At 41.3% G+C, this 18,783-nt stretch carries 14 protein-coding genes, 8 tRNA genes and 2 pseudogenes; 6 read left to right on the top strand and 18 right to left on the bottom strand.

The window, feature by feature from the left end; genetic code table 11:
* Positions 1-61: 61 nt before the first annotated feature.
* From FTV11_RS12865 to FTV11_RS12855, 3 genes are all read left to right on the top strand, one after another.
* Positions 62-622 carry a YcxB family protein gene (locus tag FTV11_RS12865; protein ID WP_180004995.1) on the top strand — a complete coding sequence of 187 codons (561 nt, stop codon included), beginning with the start codon at positions 62-64 and terminating at the stop codon, positions 620-622.
* Positions 623-810: 188 nt separating this feature from the next.
* Complete coding sequence (locus tag FTV11_RS12860; protein ID WP_180074111.1) at positions 811-3,513, top strand: sulfite reductase flavoprotein subunit alpha; 2,703 nt, start codon at positions 811-813, stop codon at positions 3,511-3,513.
* Between the two features lie 104 nt (positions 3,514-3,617).
* Positions 3,618-4,388 (top strand): YdcF family protein, encoded by a 771-nt coding sequence (locus FTV11_RS12855; RefSeq protein ID WP_180025832.1) that lies wholly within the window; start codon positions 3,618-3,620, stop codon positions 4,386-4,388.
* Positions 4,389-4,443: 55 nt separating this feature from the next.
* Here FTV11_RS12855 and FTV11_RS12850 read toward each other — a convergent pair whose 3' ends face one another.
* From FTV11_RS12850 to FTV11_RS12800, 11 genes are all read right to left on the bottom strand, one after another.
* Positions 4,444-4,905 carry a DUF2750 domain-containing protein gene (locus FTV11_RS12850; protein ID WP_078191441.1) on the bottom strand — a complete coding sequence of 154 codons (462 nt, stop codon included), beginning with the start codon at positions 4,903-4,905 and terminating at the stop codon, positions 4,444-4,446.
* A 97-nt stretch (positions 4,906-5,002) separates the two neighbouring features.
* Positions 5,003-5,078, bottom strand: a tRNA-Val gene (locus FTV11_RS12845).
* A 98-nt stretch (positions 5,079-5,176) separates the two neighbouring features.
* A tRNA-Asp gene (locus tag FTV11_RS12840) sits at positions 5,177-5,253 on the bottom strand.
* Positions 5,254-5,296: 43 nt separating this feature from the next.
* Positions 5,297-5,372, bottom strand: a tRNA-Val gene (locus tag FTV11_RS12835).
* A gap of 31 nt (positions 5,373-5,403) precedes the next feature.
* A tRNA-Asp gene (locus FTV11_RS12830) sits at positions 5,404-5,480 on the bottom strand.
* A 13-nt stretch (positions 5,481-5,493) separates the two neighbouring features.
* A tRNA-Val gene (locus FTV11_RS12825) sits at positions 5,494-5,569 on the bottom strand.
* A 21-nt stretch (positions 5,570-5,590) separates the two neighbouring features.
* A tRNA-Asp gene (locus FTV11_RS12820) sits at positions 5,591-5,667 on the bottom strand.
* Between the two features lie 47 nt (positions 5,668-5,714).
* Positions 5,715-5,791 (bottom strand) — tRNA-Asp (locus FTV11_RS12815).
* Positions 5,792-5,820: 29 nt separating this feature from the next.
* Positions 5,821-5,896 (bottom strand) — tRNA-Val (locus FTV11_RS12810).
* 462 nt (positions 5,897-6,358) lie between these two features.
* A complete protein-coding gene (elsL, locus tag FTV11_RS12805; protein ID WP_180007533.1) occupies positions 6,359-6,853 on the bottom strand; it encodes a cell wall-recycling L,D-carboxypeptidase ElsL in 495 nt (164 codons plus the stop codon).
* Positions 6,846-7,280 (bottom strand): YbaN family protein, encoded by a 435-nt coding sequence (locus FTV11_RS12800; protein WP_180025833.1) that lies wholly within the window; start codon positions 7,278-7,280, stop codon positions 6,846-6,848. Before FTV11_RS12800 ends, elsL begins: the two co-directional genes overlap by 8 nt.
* Before the next feature lie 88 nt (positions 7,281-7,368).
* Here FTV11_RS12800 and FTV11_RS12795 point away from each other — a divergent pair, with 88 nt between their 5' ends.
* From FTV11_RS12795 to dapE, 3 genes are all read left to right on the top strand, one after another.
* Positions 7,369-8,232: a DUF1853 family protein gene (locus FTV11_RS12795; protein ID WP_180025834.1), complete on the top strand. Its 864-nt coding sequence runs from the start codon at positions 7,369-7,371 to the stop codon at positions 8,230-8,232.
* 154 nt (positions 8,233-8,386) lie between these two features.
* Positions 8,387-8,536 carry an entericidin A/B family lipoprotein gene (locus tag FTV11_RS12790; protein ID WP_078191053.1) on the top strand — a complete coding sequence of 50 codons (150 nt, stop codon included), beginning with the start codon at positions 8,387-8,389 and terminating at the stop codon, positions 8,534-8,536.
* A gap of 121 nt (positions 8,537-8,657) precedes the next feature.
* The gene (gene dapE, locus FTV11_RS12785; RefSeq protein WP_180025835.1) at positions 8,658-9,791 is read left to right on the top strand and encodes a succinyl-diaminopimelate desuccinylase; all 1,134 of its coding nucleotides are present in this window, start codon (positions 8,658-8,660) and stop codon (positions 9,789-9,791) included.
* A gap of 68 nt (positions 9,792-9,859) precedes the next feature.
* Here the strand turns inward: dapE and FTV11_RS12780 are convergent, their stop codons facing one another.
* The 7 genes and pseudogenes from FTV11_RS12780 to pilG all read right to left on the bottom strand — a co-directional run bounded on the left by FTV11_RS12780 (position 9,860) and on the right by pilG (position 18,452).
* Complete coding sequence (locus FTV11_RS12780; protein WP_168379297.1) at positions 9,860-10,327, bottom strand: hypothetical protein; 468 nt, start codon at positions 10,325-10,327, stop codon at positions 9,860-9,862.
* Positions 10,328-10,330: 3 nt separating this feature from the next.
* Positions 10,331-14,215, bottom strand: a pseudogene (locus FTV11_RS12775) (Hpt domain-containing protein); the annotation flags it as partial.
* 98 nt (positions 14,216-14,313) lie between these two features.
* Positions 14,314-14,845 (bottom strand): annotated as a pseudogene (locus FTV11_RS17340) (Hpt domain-containing protein); the annotation flags it as partial.
* Positions 14,846-15,007: 162 nt separating this feature from the next.
* Entirely contained in the window at positions 15,008-17,083 is a 2,076-nt protein-coding gene (locus FTV11_RS12770; RefSeq protein WP_180004985.1) for a methyl-accepting chemotaxis protein, read from the bottom strand.
* Positions 17,084-17,127: 44 nt separating this feature from the next.
* Positions 17,128-17,664: a chemotaxis protein CheW gene (locus FTV11_RS12765; protein WP_180007529.1), complete on the bottom strand. Its 537-nt coding sequence runs from the start codon at positions 17,662-17,664 to the stop codon at positions 17,128-17,130.
* 6 nt (positions 17,665-17,670) lie between these two features.
* Complete coding sequence (locus FTV11_RS12760) at positions 17,671-18,039, bottom strand: response regulator (protein WP_078191059.1); 369 nt, start codon at positions 18,037-18,039, stop codon at positions 17,671-17,673.
* Positions 18,040-18,068: 29 nt separating this feature from the next.
* Positions 18,069-18,452 (bottom strand): twitching motility response regulator PilG, encoded by a 384-nt coding sequence (gene pilG / locus FTV11_RS12755; protein WP_078191060.1) that lies wholly within the window; start codon positions 18,450-18,452, stop codon positions 18,069-18,071.
* Positions 18,453-18,783: the final 331 nt, after the last annotated feature.

Genomic DNA, 18,783 nt, shown 5'->3' with positions numbered 1-18,783 from the left:
CTCACTGAATTGGTATAAATAATGCTAAACTTTTTACAGTTTTAAATCTGTTACTTTCACTATGACCGCAAAAAATTTATACGCCTACACGCTAGAGCCAGTGGCTTATGAAATTTCTGAAGAAGAACAACGTTATGCTCAACTTGTTCTGTCTCGCAGTAACTTCAAAATTGGCAAAAAAGCATGGCTAATTATGGGTGCAATTCTTGCACTGGCACTCTTGGGCCTCATCTTTATTAAGAACTATTCAACAGTATTTTGCTGGGTAGCTATTGTCTGTGTCGTGATTTACTTCCTTGTGCGTAAATTCGGTATCGAATGGTATGCGAAACGCAAACTGAACGAAGTCCCTGTTCAAGAAATTAAAGGCATCCGTATGGGTGTTCAGCCGCATGGGATCTCTATGCAGCAACGTATGGGCGCAAACATGGGGACGATGACTGTCGGTTGGAAAGACATTCATGAATGGTATGACACCAAAGACTTCATCCTTTTGAACTTTAAAGTAAAGGGTCAAGACGGCGCATACATCTTGCCTAAACGTATGGATAGCAAGAAGTTTCCATTTTCGACCATTCGTAAACATTTAAATGAAACTGTAGGCCCTGCTAAACCAATTTAAGCCTAACAGACATTTGTTTATAAAAAGCCTCCTCTCTTTGGAGGTTTTTTTATGTGTTTAATTTTTGAATAATTATTGATAATTACAATAATGAGAATGAATATTACTTACTTTTTCCACATTCTCTACTAAATCATCGTTTATAATTTGTCGCAATTCAGCAACCTTTTATCAATATTAAATTCATCATGTTTAAGAAAACCCTTTTCCAGATTCACTGGTTCTTGGGGATTAGTGCCGGCTTAATACTCTCGCTCATGGGGGTTACAGGTGCCATTTATTCCTATGAACAGCAAATACTTAAAGCAATCAATCAGGACAGTTATGTGGTTCAGGCTCAACAGCAGCCTAAACTAACCCCTGCTGAGCTTTATCAGCACTTTAGTCAGTCTGATCCTGACATGAAAATTAACAGCATCTCTATTGCCTCAGATGCTACCGCCTCAAGTACCGTGAATATTGTCAAAGAAGGTGCTCGTCGTGGCTATAACATGATGGTTAACCCCTATACAGCCGAAGTTTTACCTGAAATCAAAGGTCAAAAGTTCTTCCAGTTTGTACAGCAGCTACACCGTAATTTAACTGTTGGCCCTGTTGGTAAACAAATTACCGGCGCATGTACACTAATGCTGATTTATTTTGTATTGAGTGGTTTGTATCTACGTTGGCCAAAAAGACATTCTGTAAAACAATGGCTTGCAGTTAAACCAAAGCTCAAAGGACGTAATTTCCTATGGGATTTACATGCAGTCGTCGGCACATGGGTGATTGTTTTTTATCTCATTTTGGCATGTACAGGTCTGTACTGGTCTTATGATTGGTGGCGTAATGGCATGTTTAAAGTCATGGGCGTTGAACGTCCACAGCCCCAGTTACAAGAAGGTCCAAAACCGAATAGGCAATCTGCTGAACAGGCGGGTGCAAAGCAAAGCGCTGAAAAACAAGCCACTGAAGCAGGACAAACTCGTGGTGAACACCAAGCACGTTCTGAAAGTAACCCTGCAACGTCGAGTCCCTCTGAACACGGCTCTCAAGAAAACAAACATGGTGCTGAAGGTCGCGGAGAAAAACGTGGTCTAAAACCAGAACAAGTGAATATTGCCCTTACCCAAAGTTGGAATGGCTTTAATCAAAATATTGGTCGTGAATACTCAAGTGTCACTTTTAATATTCCGAAAAAAGCCAATGGTGAATTAGAAATTAACTTTGTGGATGCCGTCCCTCAACATGAACGTGCTCGCAACAAAGCGACTTATAACTACAAAACGTCTGCTCTCACCGATATCGAGTTATACGAAGATAAAAAATTAAATGAAAAAATCATGACCAGCATGTTACCTGTGCATCGTGGTAGTTTCTTCGGACCGATTTATCAGTTCTTTGTGGTTATTGCATCCCTCATGATGCCGCTGTTCTTTGTCACAGGATGGATGCTCTATCTCAAACGTCGTAAACAGAAAAAACTGACACAGCAAGCTCGTCAAAGCTTAGCACCTGTTGCCATCGACCCAAACGCACAGCCTTGGTTAATTTGCTATGCATCACAAACAGGTCAGTCTGAACAATTGGCATGGCGTACAGCAACAAGCTTACAAGAGGCTCGTCAGCCCGTCACAGTGAAAGCTGTTCAGCAACTTTCTGCTGATGACTTAACGCAAGCCACTCAGGTTTTATTTGTTGCAAGTACTTATGGCACTGGCGAAGCACCTGACCTCGCTTCAAGCTTTGAACGTAAACTGATGACACAAAGCCTCGATTTGAGTCATGTTCAGTTTGCCGTATTAGCTTTAGGTTCTGAAGAATATCCTGATACTTTCTGTAGCTTTGGTCATGCGATTCATCGTTGGATGCAAAGTAATGCTGCAAAGCCCCTGTTTGACACAATTGAAGTCAATAATGGCGACACCCAAGCCATTCAAGCATGGAATAGCGCTTTAGCCAAAGCGACTAAACTTGAACTTCAGCACATGCAAATTGAAAAAACTTTTGATGCATGGACATTGACCAAACGTGATCTACTCAACCCGAACAGTTTAGGTGCCCCTGCATTTAATATTGAGTTAAAACCGCAACATGAAGCCAACTGGCAAGCGGGTGATATTGCAGAGATTCAGCCGGGGAATAGTGCTGAACGTATTGCAAACTTCATGCAAAAGTACCAGATTCAAAGTCAGCAAGTGGTTGATTCGAATCAGCAACGCATTGAAGATGCATTATGGGATCGTAACCTAAATACAGATATTGAACCATTTGCCAACCTTGATCATTTGCTCGAACAGCTTCCACCGCTTCCAACTCGTGAATACTCCATTGCAAGTATTCCAAGTCAGCAAGTATTACGCTTAGTGGTACGTCAGCAATCCAATGTGGATGGTGAGCTCGGCTTAGGCTCAGGGTGGTTAACACAACATGCAGCGATCAATAGCACACTACAACTGCGTATTCGTACCAATGAATCATTCCATTTGATCGCCGATAATCGTCCTGTGATTTGTATTGGTAACGGTACAGGTATTGCTGGTTTACTCAGCTTATTACATGCACGCGTTCGTCAAGACTATACGCAAAACTGGCTGATTTTTGGTGAGCGCCAACGCGCACATGATTTCTTCTATCAAGACATCATTGAAGCATGGCAAAACACAGGCTTAGTACAACGCATAGACCTCACCTTCTCTCGTGATCAAACGGAGAAACGCTATGTGCATCATGAGCTACGTGATCAAGCGGCCCTATTAAAATCATGGGTAGAACAAGGTGCCGTGATATACGTTTGCGGTAGTATCAATGGTATGGCAACGGACGTTGACCACGCATTGATTGATATACTAGGTGAAGATGTCGTGGCTGACCTGCGTCAAGCTGGGCGTTACCGTCGTGATGTTTACTAATAAGATGTTTACTAATCAATAGCCCCAACTCAAAACCAGACCTCGTGTCTGGTTTTTTTTTCGCTATACTTAGGCCAAATACGGATACTGCTTTAATTTTTTGAATGAAAAGAATACTACTGCTTTGTGTAGGCTTGCTGCTCTGTGTAGATGCCATTTGGTTGCTTACATTAGATAAAATTCATTTAGGCATTCTTTTACCCTTAGTCATTGGGTGTATTTTTCTTATATCCGGACTATTTACAACCAAAATCCACAATATTTTAGATCATTCCCCCAAACTCAAAAGGCTCTGGCGTGCGGCATGGTGGTTGTTTTGGCTTTGGCTATTGAGCCTTTTGCTGTTTTTTGCGTATTTACACTTCAATAGCCACCAATCTAAGCCATTTACTTCCTTCCAAGCCATCATCGTTTTGGGTAGCGGTATTGAAAATGGTCAACCCTCTCCGACCTTAAAGGCGCGTCTCGATGCCGCAGCACCGTATGCCTTGCAACAGCCCAATACTATTATGATCATGACGGGTGGTTTAGGCTTTAATGAAAAAATGACCGAATCTTCTGTCATGAAGCGCTATTTACTTCAACATTATGACATTTCAGCCGCACGCATATATGAAGAAAGCAGAAGTACCAGCACAGAATTCAATCTGATTAACAGTAAAATGATTTTAAAACGACATCAGATTTCGCTTGATGCCCCCATTGCGATTGCCAGTAGTGACTTTCACCTTCCACGTGCAAAAGCAATTGCACGAAAGTTAGGCTATACACAGGTGTATACCATTGCAGCGCCTACACCGCTGTACATCCGCTACAACTCTTGGCTACGTGAATATTTTGCTTTTTTGAGCGGTTTTGTACTTAACGAATATTAAAAAAAGCCCTTGTTTGATCAGTAAACAAGGGCTTTTTTATGCTGTAAATAAATCATTAATTTAAACGAATGCTACGTGGCAAAGGAATTTTAAGGTTTTCAAAGATTTCTGGGCGCTGTTGATAGACTTGATATAAATAATTTTTAATATCTAACAGCATCTTTTCAGGCGCAACCAAAATATTTTGCCCTTCTGGGGTCAAATCTAAAGATACCGTAGTGCTCTCGCTGCGTAAAAACGGAATGACTTTTTCGATAAAGTCTTTTAATGAAATTTCCTGAATTTCATAATTGGACCAATTGTCTTTAATTAATAAACGTGCCAAACCACGGTTTTGCCAAATAGCGAAGGAACGTTGACCTGTAGGTGTCGCACAAAGTGCCCAACCATCTTGATATAACGCAATCACGCCACCTTGAGCGACCATATTTTCAATAAATTGTTTATAGGTTTCTTGAGGATTGTAATTTGTAGTTTGAGTTTTAGACGCTGCCTTGCGCTGATATGGATTTCTCATAGATCACATACAATATTAAAATTATTATAGAGCGAATTTTATGTAAATCAGAAAATTTAGGCAAGCTTTTGGATAAAGAAGTTTCTATAGAAGAATATGGTGGGCGCTGACGGGATCGAACCGCCGACATTCTGCTTGTAAGGCAGACGCTCTACCAACTGAGCTAAGCGCCCTGAGCGAAGAGTAACAAAGCGGAGCCTTGTCTGAGCGCAAGAGAAAAATCGAAGATTTTTCTAAAGGCATTCTCTTGAACAGAGATTTTTAAGATAAATGGCGCAGCGGACGGGACTCGAACCCGCGACCCCCGGCGTGACAGGCCGGTATTCTAACCAACTGAACTACCGCTGCATCACGTAGTTTCTTTCGAAACACAACCAATATCATAAAGATATGGTGGGCGCTGACGGGATCGAACCGCCGACATTCTGCTTGTAAGGCAGACGCTCTACCAACTGAGCTAAGCGCCCTTAAAGGGTACAACAATTATATTCTTTGAAATGGCGCAGCGGACGGGACTCGAACCCGCGACCCCCGGCGTGACAGGCCGGTATTCTAACCAACTGAACTACCGCTGCATCACAAAAAATATGGTGGGCGCTGACGGGATCGAACCGCCGACATTCTGCTTGTAAGGCAGACGCTCTACCAACTGAGCTAAGCGCCCTCAAAAGGTCTATCATGTAAATGGCGCAGCGGACGGGACTCGAACCCGCGACCCCCGGCGTGACAGGCCGGTATTCTAACCAACTGAACTACCGCTGCACTTACACAATGTCGCTATTGTGGTTCAAACGAATTAAGATTTAAAGTGGCGCAGCGGACGGGACTCGAACCCGCGACCCCCGGCGTGACAGGCCGGTATTCTAACCAACTGAACTACCGCTGCACTCTAAATATCTTAACGTTGAAAAGGTTTGGTGGGCGCTGACGGGATCGAACCGCCGACATTCTGCTTGTAAGGCAGACGCTCTACCAACTGAGCTAAGCGCCCTTTTCAAAACATGTTCATCGTTTGATGAGGTGCATTATAGAGAATCCTCACGGTCTGTCAAACGCTTTTCTAACTCTTTTCCACTTTTTCTGTTTGAGTGATTAAAAAATAAGTTATATTGCGGAAAAATCAGTATTTTTGAACATTTTTTAGCTATAAACCTGTAAATTTATTACTAAAAATATGACTTATATTCTGCATCATTCACATAAAAAACAGTTTTTCAGATGGACTCATAACTAATCATTCAGCAAACCGACGATTAATTCACCACACATCCGGCATTCTAAAACAACCTAGTGTACAAAATACATTCAAACACGATTTTCTGTTGGTTTGCGAGCATTAGTCCTGACAAAAGTCCTGACAAAAAAACGCCTTTCAAACTCACTTTAATTTTTCAAATCTTTGTTTTGATGCCATGAACTTCGGTTTTCATGGCTTGTGCTTTTAACGACGTGTTCAATGTTCAGTGATGTAAACCAGCGCATTTAATGGAATCAATTGATAAAGTTCTACAACATCGCTGTTTCGCATGCGAATACAACCATGTGACATAGGTATACCCATTGGTTCAGTATCTGGTGTGCCATGAATATAAATATAACGCTGATAAGTATCACAGCCCTCACCCACATTAAAGCCGGGTTCCAAACCACTGAGCCACAATATTCGAGATAAAATCCAATCCCGCTCAGGATGTAATGCGGCAAGTTGCTCGTCGTAAACCTCACCTGTCCACTGACGTGCTTTAAAAACTGCATTTTGAGGTTGTTGTCCACCAAACTTTTCCGCAATTTGATGCCAACCACGTGGAGTCTTACCACTATTTTCTTGTTCACCAATGCCATTTTTACCCGATGAAATTAGATAAAACTTATTGAGCTTCGGCAAAGTTAAAGTTTGATCTTTCAAGTTAATCAGGATATCGGCTTGATCTTGGGTATATTCAGACATGCTCTTGCTCTTTCTGCTTATCTTTATCTACTGGTTGTGTCTGCGGCGATTGTTCAATAGTCCGCATCTGATTTGGCTCAGGTCGTGTCCATAACCAAATACCAACGATCAACATGGTTAAGTCCGTGAAAATCTTGACGGCAATCGGTGCAGAAGTAAAAAGCATAATCAGACCACTCACAAACATCATGATCGATGCAAACCATTTTGCTTTGCGGGGGACGGTGCCATTTTCGCGCCAAGCGCGTAGGGTTGGGCCGTATTTAGGATGATTCAATAACCAAGCATCCATTTGTGGCCAGCCTTTTGAAGCTGCCCATGCTGCTAATATTAAGAAGACTGTCGTGGGCATTCCCGGCAATAAAGCCCCTATAAAGCCTAAAATGACAAAGACAACCACTAAGCTTCGCCAAAACAACGTCTTCATACCGCTACCCTGAACTTTCAATTCAGGTAGTATAAGATGTTTTTAACAATTATCCGTTGTTATTCTGCATTATTCGAAAGGTTTCAATATGGCTGTAACCCCGACAACGTCGTCTTATTTTGAGCCATGGTTGCAATTTAAACAGCCCTTAGTTCGCCAATTGGCTTTCTGTATTGCTAGCCCAAATATTCTGCAGCAAATTCCCAATGAACTCGAAATCCGCTATCCCTTTCATTTTCATCCAAACGAGCTTTGGCATAAATATTTTGAAGCCTATCTTCCCCGTTTAAAACAACTCGAACAACACCCAAGTGAATTAGTAGAATTTTTACAAAAATTAAAAAGTACTCGCCTTGGTTTACGTTTCGAAATGTTTATATGGTTTTGGCTGCTCGATCACCCATACCATCCATACCAGTTACTCGGACATAGCATTCAAAAAATTGACGGCCCTCGTACAGTTGGTGAACTGGATTTTGTTTTAAAAAATACCGAAAGTGGTAAAGTTGAACATTGGGAAGTGGCTTTAAAATATTATCTAGCCGAGCGCGATTTTCAATTACCCTATTGGTATGGCTTAAATCGTAGTGATACTTTGGCTCGTAAGCTTAATCATTTTACCCAAAAACAATTCCAATTTGATGAAGCACTTGGGCAGCAGATTCAACAGCGCTATTGCGTTTTAAAGGGCCAATTATATTTACCTATTCAGCGTACCAACGCATTGCCAAACTGGGTCAATCCTGCGCGTAGAATAGGTCAATGGGGACATGTCATTCCATCTACGAGTCAAGGCTATTATCGCCTACAACGACATGAATGGATCTGCGTGCAGCAGCAACCGACGAGTGCAACCGCACATTGGTGGACAGATGGTTTATATAAAAAAGACAGTGATGAAAGCTATTATATGTATAGACAGCCACGCTTGGTTTTGCCGCAAACAATTTAAGACTCAATGCACCATTTAGTAGAAATTTACATTTATTTACTCAACCACCGTAAAAACCACCTACTGTTTGATACGGCTATTTTTTAATCTAAATCTCACAACAGAATAATTTAGTCTTCTAAAAATTATTCTTTCATAATGGAGATTACATTCAATGAAAAAAATTTTAGCTGCATCACTTATGGTTGCTTTCGTACTGACAGGTTGTAATACAGTAAAAGGTGTTGGTAAAGACGTATCTAAAGCTGGAGATGCTGTAACCAATACTGCTGAGAAAACTTCGGAAGAAATTCGCCGCAATTAATTTCTTTCCCAAGAATTTATAAAAGAGCCCTATTTTTTTAATAGGGTTTTTTACGTCTAAATTTCCCTTCGCTTGTTGATTCGCCTATTATATTGCGACATTTTTGACTTCTGTATTTAGCATGACCTCAACAGCAACTCTTGATCTCAGCCTAGAACTACTTCGCCAACCGTCGGTGACACCGATTGACCATACCTGCCAGAACATTATGGCGGATCGTTTAGCCAAAATTGGCTTTAACATTGAAAATATGCGTTTTGATGATGTAGATAATCTTTGGGCACGTAAAGGGACTGAAGCACCAGTATTTTGCTTTGCAGGTCATACGGATGTAGTACCTACGGGTAACTTGGATGCATGGGGTTCTGACCCATTTCTTCCTGAAATTCGCGACGGAAAACTATATGGTCGTGGCAGCGCAGATATGAAAACCGCGTTGGCAGCTATGGTTGTTGCTTCCGAACGTTTTGTTGCGAAACATCCAAACCATAAAGGTTCTATTGCATTTCTCATTACCTCTGACGAAGAAGGTCCTTCGATCAATGGGACAGTCAAAGTTGTTGAAACTTTAGAAGCGCGTAATGAAAAAATGACTTGGTGTTTGGTGGGTGAACCTTCAAGCACCAACACACTTGGCGATATTGTTAAAAATGGTCGTCGTGGTTCGCTAAATGCCAATTTAACAGTTAAAGGTAAACAAGGTCACGTTGCTTACCCACATCTAGCAATCAACCCAATCCATACAGCTTCAAAAGCATTGGCTGAGCTTTGCGATACCGTGTGGGACAATGGTAACGAATACTTCCCTGCAACGTCGTTCCAAATTTCCAATATTAATGCCGGCACAGGTGCAACCAACGTTGTTCCGGGCACGATGAATTTACTGTTTAATTTCCGTTATTCAACAGAAGTAACGGCAGATGAACTCAAAGCACGTACCTTGGAAATTTTAGATCGTCATGGTGTTGAATATGACATCTCTTGGACGTTATCTGGTCTTCCATTCCTAACCCCAGTCGGTGAGTTAGTGAATGCCGCACGTGATGCCATTCGAGATGTTACTGGGACAGAAACTGAACTTTCGACCAGTGGTGGTACTTCTGATGGTCGATTCATTGCGCCTACAGGTGCACAGGTGCTTGAGCTGGGTGTTTTAAATGCCACGATTCACCAAATCAATGAACACGTCAATGTGGCAGAGTTGGAACCACTTTCTGAAATTTACGAAAAGATTTTAGAAAACCTGTTGGCTTAAATATTCCCCACATAGTCAAAAAAAGGAACTCAATGGAGTTCCTTTTTTATATCTCGTTTTTACAAATACTAAGCCGCTTGAAGCCCAATGCTGTTTTGAATATTGGCTAAATTTGGAATATGAAATACCTGATCGGCCATGCGTACATATTGGAAAATATTGGCGTCTTTCACGGTTTTTTCTTCATCAACCACTTCAGAAATACGCAGACGAATGGTTTTCGGCATTTCATTACACATCAGTGCAAAACGCTGTCCAACATCATCGCCTTCAATCACCAAAGCCACGCCCTGATTTTTTGCAGGATCATTGACCGAGAAAACAGGCAATTTCAATTCATGCCATTCAACAAAAGGAACCTTGGTTGCACTATCGAGCGCTGAAAGCACAATATTTTGTGGCAACAACATTGGCTCTTTACCATGACAATCGATGATATACGCATCGATAAAACCGGTAGAAACCGTAATGAGATGTTGCAGTTCCTGCTGATCAATTTTATCGCTGACAACCTGAGAAACAGTGTTTTGGCTCATAAATTACCCCTGCTTTTCTGCAATTAAAGCTTCAATATTGGCAAGCAATTCAGCTTCTTGGAATGGTTTACCCATATAGTGAGTCACACCTAAGCTAAATGCACGCTCACGATGTTTTTCACCAGTACGCGATGTAATCATAATGATTGGCAAGTCACGGTGAATGTCGTGGTGACGGACTAAGTTTGTCACTTCGAAACCATCCATACGTGGCATTTCAATATCGAGTAGCATCAAGTCTGGACGGACATTTTCAAGCTGCTCAATTGCATCTACACCATCTTTCGCGGTCACGATGTCATAACCTTGACGTTCAAGTAAGCGTGAAGTCACCTTACGTACTGTCACCGAGTCATCGACAATCATCACTAAACGACGTGCATTGGATTGACGGCCCAAATCACGCTGTTCAGCTGAATGTTTAACACGCTGCGTAGTTTGAATTTGACGTGCAATATTTTGCCCATCCAAAATCAAACATACATGACCATCACCTAGAATCGTGGCACCTGCAATCGCGGCCACACTGGTAAATTGTTGACCAATTGGTTTCACCACGATTTGAGAACGTGAACCCACCAGCTGATCTACCAATAAAGCAATGGTTTGACCACTGTTGCCTTTTATTAGCAATACAGGCAATGAATGGCCGACATTATTTAAACGTGGAATTGGCTGATTACCCACAAACTCTGATAGATAACGTAGTTTGTAATTGGTGTTGTCAATTTTAAACACGTCATCCTTACTATTGAAGTAAGTTTCGAGTGCCGTAGGTGCAATACGGACAATACGTTCAATTTGCGCTAATGAAATCGCATATTGCTGATCGCCCGCTTTCACCATCAAGGCATCGCTGACCGCTACTGTGGTTGGTACACGAATGGTAAAGGTCGTCCCTTTACCTAACTCAGACTCAACGGAAACATGACCACCCAAGGCTTTAATTTCACTTTGCACCACATCCAGACCAACACCACGACCCGAAATTTGCGTTACCGATTGTGCCGTTGAGAAACCTGGATGGAAGATCAATTGCAAGATTTCTTGTTTATCGAGGAACTGATCCGCTTTGATTAAACCAAGTTTTAAGGCTTTGTCTTTAATTTTGGTTTCATCAATCCCTTTACCATCATCACTGAAAGACACCAGTACATCAGTACCCTGACGACTAATGTTCAAGACGATGCTACCTACTTCTGGCTTTTTTAAAGCCAAACGGTCAGCAGTATCTTCTAAACCATGGTCGACCGCATTACGCAGCATATGTTCAAATGGTGTCACCAAACGCTCTAAGATCGTACGGTCCAATTCACCTTCTGTATTTTGAACAATCAATTCTGCAGGACGGTTCAAGGTCGAAGAGGTTTGACGCACAATACGTTGTAAACGTGGTAACAAACGATCAAATGGCACCAAACGGGTACGCATCAGACTTTCTTGAATTTCTGACTGAATACGTGATTGTTGTAATAACAGACCTTCCGCATCACGGATTTTTTCTGCCAAAGTGCTCTTGAAGTCAACCAAATCCGACGCAGATTCGGCTAGAGATTTTGACAATTGGTTAATCGATGAATATTGGTCCATCTCCAATGGGTCGAAATCCGCATAGCGTGAATTTTCAGAACCATGTTTGGCAATAATTTGTGACTCAAGCTCACCATCCATTCGACGTAACTGGTCAGCAAGTCGCTTAATTGCTAACTCCATTTCATTCAAGGTATTGCCTAGCTGACCTAAGTCCATTTCAATACGTGAACGGTTAATCGAGTTTTCGCCTGATAAGTCAATCATCTTCTCGACGAGATCAGCCGAGATACGAATCATCTCATTGCTGTTATCAGAAGAATTGGCTTCAGTCCACTCACCCAACATCGATGGCGGTTCAACACCATCACCTTGAATAAATTCAAAGCCTTTGCTGACGATACCTTGTTCCAATTCTGCAACACGGTTTGGCAGTTGAACCGTAACATCCACATATTGAATGGACTCTAAGCTCAATTTGATGCTGTCAAAATTACTATAGTCGTGGTTGAAGATCGCTTCTTTTAACCATGCCAACGTCGTTTTGAGTAAGCCGTCATATGCATTTGAGTTGAAATGATGAACCGCGAAATGCTCAAACGTCGTCTCAAGTTGATACGCAATTGCGGCAACAGGTTCATTTTCAACCATACGCGCACCACCCTTAATACTGTGGGCAGCACGTTGTAATTGAAGCAATACGTTACGGTCACTACGTTGTTCAGTCCATTGATTTAATAATTGAACGGCTTGTTCAAGAATTTCCTCAGACTCTTCAAGGAAGGTTTCTTCCATGACAGAACGTAGATCATCATCTGGATGCTCAACATGATCAGCAACCGCATGTTCAAGATGTTCAACAGCGGACTCAGTGTGAGCAGTCGTTTGAGCTTCAACCACTGCTTCTGCTGTGTCTTCAACAACATTCATCGGCTCTGACACCGATACATCTGGTTCTACTGCTGCTTGTTCAGTTTCAGCTAAAATAGGAGCCGAAGCCAATGCAACAGGTTCTGAATGTTCTCCTGCCACAATTGACTGAATATTCCTTAGAATATCGATCACATTATTCGCTGGGTAGTCGATCCCTTGGTCACGAATGGTTTGAATACGATCTGAAATATCATCCTGCACCAAGCGAATAATTTGAATTAACGCAGGAGTAATCGAAATTTGCTGACGAATAATGCGCTCATAAATTGACTCCAATTCATGCGAAATTAAACCCACATGAGACGCGGCAATCATATTTGCACCACCTTTTAGGGTATGCAAATAACGCATTAAATTATTCAAAGCTGAAGTATTGGTCTTATCACGTGTCCAAGTACTGAGGTCTTGGTCAATCCCCACCAATAATTCTTCTGCCTCTTCAATAAAGATCCCTAAAAGATCTTCATCAAAGTCATTATTCGCATCCGCCGCTTGCATCTGTTGATGATCAAGTTGGATACGCTGACTTAATTGTGCAAAGTCTACTGCTGTTGTATTTGGAACAGCGGCTTTATCTTCTGCAGTGGCAACAGGTTCGGCAACGATATTGGCTTCTTGTGTAGTCGTTGCTGCAACTGCTTCAATGTCTTGTTGAACAAATGCAGCTAGCTCATTTAAGAAACGCTGAACCTCTTCACTTAACACCACACGCTGACCCGCAGCTAAGGTGTCAAATAAGTGAATGAATTCTTGATGCGCTTGTGCAAATAACTCATATCCATAATCAGCATGGAGCAATTCAGGCTTTTCAATTAAAGACTGATACGCTGCACGCATTTGAGTCGTGAAATCATGGATACCAACAGACGCACGATTATCCGTATGTTCAATCAACTCTAAAGCTTGTTGACTGAGCTGTTGAATATAGTCTGGGAATTCAGCTAGAGCACGTTTATCAAACTCAAATTCAGCATCTAATAACTGATCAATATTTAATTCGATTAGTTTAGAAACCAAACCTTGCGGATTATCTTCAGGCGCCAATTGATCTTGGCTTGCAAAACCATAATCATCCCAAGCGGCTTTGAAGGTTTCATAAATAGACGCAAGATTTGCCTTATCCCCTGAACGGAGCACGTGTAAATAATCACGAACAAATTCAGCATATTGAATCAATAAAGCAGTTTCTTTCGAGCTCGATACGATTTCGTCTTGCAATAAGGTTTTGAATAAATTTTCAACTTTTGAACTGGCTTCAAAAATCTCTTCGATTTGTGCCATCGACGAACTACCACGTAAGGTGTGTAGCGCGCGAATCAAGCCATTATAGTCTTGTGATTTACTATCATCAGATTGGAGGAACTGATCAATCGTTTGTAGATGTTCTTCAGCTTCTTCAATAAAAATGCTCACAGTCTCTTCGACCAGTGATGCATCTGCATCCACTTGCTCAAGATTTGTTTCTGATTCGGCCACTGCATCGATCGTGCTTTCAACTACTTCCACATGTTCTGTAGTTTCAACTTCAGTCAGCTCTAAACCAGTGACAGCATCTTCAGATTTTAATTGATCTGCCAGTTTTAATAATTCTTCGAGTGCAGGCTCAAGGCTAATATTTTGTTGTAATTGTTGCCCCATTAAAACCAATGGACGTAAGTCAACATCCAATTCGGCAACATTTTTAAACCGTGGATAGAGCTTATATTGATAAACATTTAAAACTGTTTGTGCAAACTTTTGAACGGTCGGCGTTAACTGTACTGAACCCGCAATAACACGGTTCAGCGTATCTTCAACTGCCCATGCAGATTCACCCGCCGATTTTGCCCCGACCATACGACCTGAACCTTTCAGGGTATGGAAATGACGACGAATCGTCGTTAAAGTGTCTTTATCTTGTGGATTTTCCAACCAAGTTGTAAATAAACCCGCTAGTTCTTCAAAGATTTCTTCTATTTCTTCAACAAAAATCTCTAAAATTTCTGCATCTTGATCAAGATAACTATCTTCAGGAAGCGTAGTTGTTTCAACTAAATTTTTTAATATTTCTTTCATAGCTAAGGCTTCTTATGTTTTGCCACCAAGAAGGTTGCTCAAACTTAATTGTAACCATCACCTAAGACTTAACTGTGACGTTAAGTTCACCTTATCGATGTGTTATCTGTAATCGGTGCAGTACCCTAGCCGTAGCTAAGGTACTGCAGGTTTGCGCCTGACTTACTCTGGGAGTTTAAAGTCAGATACAGATTCACGTAATGATTCAGCCATGTTCGCCAATTCAGATACCGAACGTGCAGTATCAAATGTTGCACTGGTGGTTTGCGAGGTAATTTCTTGTACAACGTTCATCGTTGTCGCAATATGACCTGCAGAAGCAGACTGAAGTTTTGCAGCATCCGAAATGTTTGCAATCAGTTTCGCCAAGTTACCCGATACAGACTGAATTTCATCCAGTGCTACGCCGGCATCTTTAGACAAGTTCGCACCACGTACAACTTCCGAAGTCGTTTGTTCCATCGAAATTACGGCTTCGTTAGTATCCGTTTGAATGGTTTTTACCAAGCCTTCAATCTGTTTGGTTGCAGACGCTGAACGTTCCGCAAGACGCTGTACCTCATCCGCTACCACGGCGAAACCACGACCTGCCTCACCCGCCATCGACGCCTGAATTGCTGCGTTTAATGCCAAGATGTTCGTTTGGTCGGCAATATCGTTAATCAGTGCGACAATGTTACCAATCTCTTGAGAAGACTCACCCAAACGTTTAATACGTTTTGAAGTTTCTTGAATCTGCTCACGAATCGTGTCCATACCTTCAATTGAACGGTTTACAACATCTGCACCGTTTGCAGCAATTTGTACTGAACGTTCTGCTACGACAGCTGATTCTTCAGCGTTCGAAGATACTTGGTCAATCGACATTGCCATTTCGTTAATCGCGGCAGATGCACCAGCAATCTCTTGCGCCTGATGCTCAGATGCTTCTGCAAGCTGGTTGGTAATACCCTGCGTATTCGCCGTATATTGTGCAACTTCTTGAGAAGTTTCTGTAATACGCGATACAAGGTCACGTAATTGGTCGATTGCGAAGTTAATCGAGTCGGCAATCGCACCGGTAAAGTCTTCAGATACCGTCGCATACGAACGCAAGTCACCGTCTGCAAGATCGGCAATTTCATCGAGTAAACGTAAAATCGCGTTCTGGTTACGGTCATATTCTTCTTGAAGACGGGTTACACGGAATTTATCCGATTGACCACGTAAAGAAAGAAGTTTGAATACACAGATCAAGAAGGCAGTTAATGCAAGAATCAACAGTACCGCAGGTAAAATGGTTTTCAGACCAGTGTTAGAAGACAATTGATTTAAATTACCCAACAAATTGTCTGACTCAGCAAAAATTTGTGAAGATGCTTTACGTACGTTCACAATTTGCGTTGAGTTTTTCAAAATCGTCGCTGAAGCTGATTTTAATACGTCGTCATATTCGGCTTTAATACCTTCAAGTGATTCACGTAATTCAGGGCTTTCAATACGCTGTACACCGAGCTCTGCACTACCGTCCAATTGAGCATTTAAGTACAAACCGAAGGTTTCCGTATCTGCACTGAAGTCATCCGCAGACTCACGTGAGCTATCAGAACCTGAAAGCACCGAACTGATCGAACGTAAAATACGTTCCGCAATGAATACTTGGTTTTTCGCAATAACCACCTGGTTCGAAGGCATGTCTTGACGTGCCATTTGGTCGACCATCAAGTTATATTCCGCCTGAATCCCCGGAATGGTTTCACCAATCGCGATGTTCGTGTCATATAGCTTGTTAATGATTTTTTGTTGCGAAGTAATCAAGTCAATACTTTTTGAAACTTCAGCCCACTGCGTATCTACAGATTTCAGCGCATCGGTATTTGCATGAATATCTTTTACAGTTTCTAAGTTTTCTTTGAACGAATCTTGAGAAGCAATTAATTTTTTCATTGCATCTTCAGTACCCGAAGCTGTTGCTTCAGTTGCTTGACGCGAAATTGTTTGCGAAAGAAGACGGAGTTCACCCAAACTTTGCGTCAATTGGTTACCGCGAGGAACGCTATAGAATAGGTATAATAAAATGATCGTTGCCAGTACTAATGAACCAATCGCACCATAAATAAATGGTTTGGATTTTTCACTATCACCAAAAACTCGAGATAATTGATCTGTCTGTGATTGCAGTTTTGCCAGAAAAGCATTACCGCCTTTACGACCACTGGTGCTTTCACCCGTATTTTTCTTTTTAAGTTTAAAGCCCATTCAGCTTCTCCCCGATTACGCCTTCTTTCGTTCGTGCGCGACAATTAATTTATAAATTTTATAGATGCGTTCATGTATTTTGGATTTTGCAGTAAACGACTGAAGAGAAATACATTCCACTGCTGGTTATGCTGGTGGAAATACCCCTGACAATATTCCTGTAAATTTCGATCCAACTCATTATGTTTAGAAAAATAACTTTTCTTATTAAAGTGTTGAATACCCAAAACTTGATCGACTACCAAACCGACATAATGGTCATTATGACTAATACATAAAACTTTTTGAGTGGGTGAAAAACTACTTCGATGACCGGTTATATATTGTGCTAGGTCAGACAAAGAAAGTAAGCGTCCCCGAATATTGGCTAGTCCTATCACCCAAGGTTGGGTGTTGGGAACTGGCGTATATTTTGGTGGGTAGATCACTTCAGCTACTTCACCTAAAGGAGCAACGTAATATTGCCCCATCATCTCAAAAGCAATGCCTGACCATCGGTTTACTTCATTTTCAGTGGAAACGTAGTTCTTGTTTCCTCGTTTTGCGATTCGAAGTAATTCGATAAATCCATTTGCTGCCATAGAGCTTTATCCTGCATTGAGGTGTTGCTTAATCACATCAATTAATTGTTTTTCGTCTACAGGTTTAGTTAGATAATCAGAAGCACCTTGGCGTTTACCCCAAACACGGTCAGTTGCCTGATCTTTGGTACTTACAATGACAATCGGAATATGTTTGGTGGTCGCACCACGTGCAATTTGACGTGTTGCTTGGAAACCATTCACACCCGGCATTACCACATCCATTAAGACCAAGTCTGGTAACTCAGCTTGAGCCATTGTCACCCCATCTGCCCCATTTGAAGCTTCAATCACTTCAAATCCGTGTTTACCTAAAATTTCTTTAAAACGGAAAGTTTCTGTTGGTGAATCATCAACGATTAGGATACGTGCCATGCTTTTTCCCCCAAAAATAAAAAATCTAATTAAGCTGTAACGTGATTACGGATTGCATTCAGCAATTCATCTTTACTGAATGGCTTCGTTAAGTATTCATCCGAACCCACAACACGACCCTTCGCCTGATCAAATAAACCGTCTTTACTTGAAAGCATAATCACAGGAATATTTTGATAATTTTGAGAGTTTTTAATCAGGGCACAAGTTTGATAGCCATCAAGACGTGGCATCATAATATCGACAAATACGATATCTGGATTCGCATCTGCAATTTTTGAAAGTGCTTCAAAACCATCTACAGCAGTGACGACTTCACATCCTTCACGCTGAAGCAGCGTTTCGGCCGTACGACGAATGGTTTTTGAATCATCAATTACCATGACTTTTAGATTTTGGAATTTATCGTCCATTTATTGACCCTACCCATTGAGGATGTACAAACAATTAAGTTAGCAGCATTATTATTTACAAGTTGTGAACATTTTTAACATATCTTTACTTGCGTTTTCAATGAACATTTTCTGCGCAAACACACAAGATTTCTTGTTTTTATTAACTGCTTCACACTTTCCGATGACCAACGATTTTTTTTTAACTTGGAATAGTATTTAATTGTCTTAATTAAGCATATTATAGCAAGATTATTACTTTAAAATAAGTAATTTAGTCAACTTTAAACTGGGGAGTACAAGGTTGAGTCCGTTTACAAAAAAAATTCACTTGATTGGCCTTAAACATTTC

It is taken from the genome of Acinetobacter sp. YH12231 (assembly GCF_013417755.1).
GTDB classification, from domain to species: domain Bacteria; phylum Pseudomonadota; class Gammaproteobacteria; order Pseudomonadales; family Moraxellaceae; genus Acinetobacter; species Acinetobacter amyesii.
The sequence above is the reverse complement of the archived record's forward strand: the minus strand, read 5'-3'. Positions and strand labels throughout refer to the sequence as shown.

Excerpts from the sequence above, each read along its gene's own strand:
- FTV11_RS12865 (WP_180004995.1), top strand. The coding sequence starts at position 62 with ATGACCGCAAAAAATTTATACGCCTACACGCTAGAGCCAGTGGCTTAT.
- FTV11_RS12860 (WP_180074111.1), top strand. The coding sequence starts at position 811 with ATGTTTAAGAAAACCCTTTTCCAGATTCACTGGTTCTTGGGGATTAGT.
- FTV11_RS12855 (WP_180025832.1), top strand. The coding sequence starts at position 3,618 with ATGAAAAGAATACTACTGCTTTGTGTAGGCTTGCTGCTCTGTGTAGAT.
- FTV11_RS12850 (WP_078191441.1), bottom strand. The coding sequence starts at position 4,905 with ATGAGAAATCCATATCAGCGCAAGGCAGCGTCTAAAACTCAAACTACA.
- elsL (WP_180007533.1), bottom strand. The coding sequence starts at position 6,853 with ATGTCTGAATATACCCAAGATCAAGCCGATATCCTGATTAACTTGAAA.
- FTV11_RS12800 (WP_180025833.1), bottom strand. The coding sequence starts at position 7,280 with ATGAAGACGTTGTTTTGGCGAAGCTTAGTGGTTGTCTTTGTCATTTTA.
- FTV11_RS12795 (WP_180025834.1), top strand. The coding sequence starts at position 7,369 with ATGGCTGTAACCCCGACAACGTCGTCTTATTTTGAGCCATGGTTGCAA.
- FTV11_RS12790 (WP_078191053.1), top strand. The coding sequence starts at position 8,387 with ATGAAAAAAATTTTAGCTGCATCACTTATGGTTGCTTTCGTACTGACA.
- dapE (WP_180025835.1), top strand. The coding sequence starts at position 8,658 with ATGACCTCAACAGCAACTCTTGATCTCAGCCTAGAACTACTTCGCCAA.
- FTV11_RS12780 (WP_168379297.1), bottom strand. The coding sequence starts at position 10,327 with ATGAGCCAAAACACTGTTTCTCAGGTTGTCAGCGATAAAATTGATCAG.
- FTV11_RS12770 (WP_180004985.1), bottom strand. The coding sequence starts at position 17,083 with ATGGGCTTTAAACTTAAAAAGAAAAATACGGGTGAAAGCACCAGTGGT.
- FTV11_RS12765 (WP_180007529.1), bottom strand. The coding sequence starts at position 17,664 with ATGGCAGCAAATGGATTTATCGAATTACTTCGAATCGCAAAACGAGGA.
- FTV11_RS12760 (WP_078191059.1), bottom strand. The coding sequence starts at position 18,039 with ATGGCACGTATCCTAATCGTTGATGATTCACCAACAGAAACTTTCCGT.
- pilG (WP_078191060.1), bottom strand. The coding sequence starts at position 18,452 with ATGGACGATAAATTCCAAAATCTAAAAGTCATGGTAATTGATGATTCA.